This window comes from Streptomyces sp. NPDC059853 (genome assembly GCF_042731495.1).
Taxonomy (GTDB): Bacteria; Actinomycetota; Actinomycetes; order Streptomycetales; family Streptomycetaceae; genus Streptomyces.
The window spans coordinates 1-1,147 of record NZ_JBHWJL010000575.1 but is presented as its reverse complement, the minus strand read 5'-3'; the positions used below and the strand labels follow the sequence as shown (position 1 = coordinate 1,147).

1 protein-coding gene is annotated in these 1,147 nt (G+C 72.1%); it reads right to left on the bottom strand.

Translation table 11 applies throughout. The annotated features are described in order from the left end of the window. Positions 1-44: 44 nt before the first annotated feature. Positions 45-1,147: ATP-binding protein (locus ACFV5N_RS27960; RefSeq protein WP_385605379.1), on the bottom strand; the 1,103-nt coding region annotated here is incomplete at its 5' end.

Sequence of the window (1,147 nt, the reverse complement as noted above, 5' to 3'; positions counted from 1 at the left end):
TCAACCAGTTCAGGTTCTGCGCCGCCTGGCTCATCGGGCTCACACTAACGCTCCTGATCGTATGTGTTACCAGGGCCGGAGCCCTGCGGTTCGTTCCGGTCGGTGCGGCCCGTGCCGCCCCGGCCCTGTCGTACACCGCGGTGCAGGTTGCTGAGCCTGCCGCGGACATCTTCCGGATCACGGGACACCTGCGGCCCGGCGGCCGCCCCCGGCTCCCCCGGCTGGTGCTCGGTCAGATTCGCCCGGGGCACCCGCTTCGGGAGTCCGGCGGAGGTGGTGCCGGCGGGCCGCGCCTCGCGGCGTGGTCCACGGTCCCACTGCGCCTCCCCGGGTTCCGGTGCCTGCTGCGCCGGTGCCGCCCCGGCCCGGTCGTGCCGCTGCGGTCCCGGCGGTGTCCGCCGGGGCAGCCCTGCCCCGGTCGTACCACCGAACTCCGCCGGTCCCGGGTCCGGTGCAGTGAAGCCTACGCGCTGACCGGGCCCCGCGGGACCATCCTGCGGAGATTCTGTGGGCGCCGGGTAGGCCGTGAACTGCTCCTCCCGCGCCGAGAGTTGATCGTACGCCGGTTCGACAGGGGACGTCGGCGGGGTGGTGTACCCGGTGCCGTACCCCGCGTCGTACGGGGCCTGTGTCCCGGTTTGCGGGAGCTGGGGAACGGACGGGCCGGGTGCTGTGGGTGATGCGGGAGCGACGGCGGGTGTCGTGTACCGCGAGTCGTCGAAGCCCAGTTCGGCGGCGGTGCGCAGACCGGCCTGCCGCTGGGCCTCGGTGATGTGGGAGTCCTGTGGCGGTGTAACGATCCGGGAAACGGTGAATTCCTCGGTCTGCGGCTGCTGCCCGCCGCCCCCGCCCCGGGTGATCGACTCGGGCAGCATCACCAGGGAGGTGGTGCCCGAGCGCTCGCCGGAGGGGCGGAGCTGCACGCGGATGCCGTGCCGTTCGGCCAGCCGGCCGACGACGTACAGACCCATGCGCTGGGAGACCGACGCGTCCACGGAGGGCGGATCGGCCAGGCGCTTGTTGATCTCCGCGAAGTCCTCCGGCGTCAGCCCGATACCCTTGTCATGGATTTCGATCATGATACGACCGTCGGGCAGGCGGGTGGCCGCCACCCGCACCTTGGTCTGCGGCGAGGAGAAGGTGATGG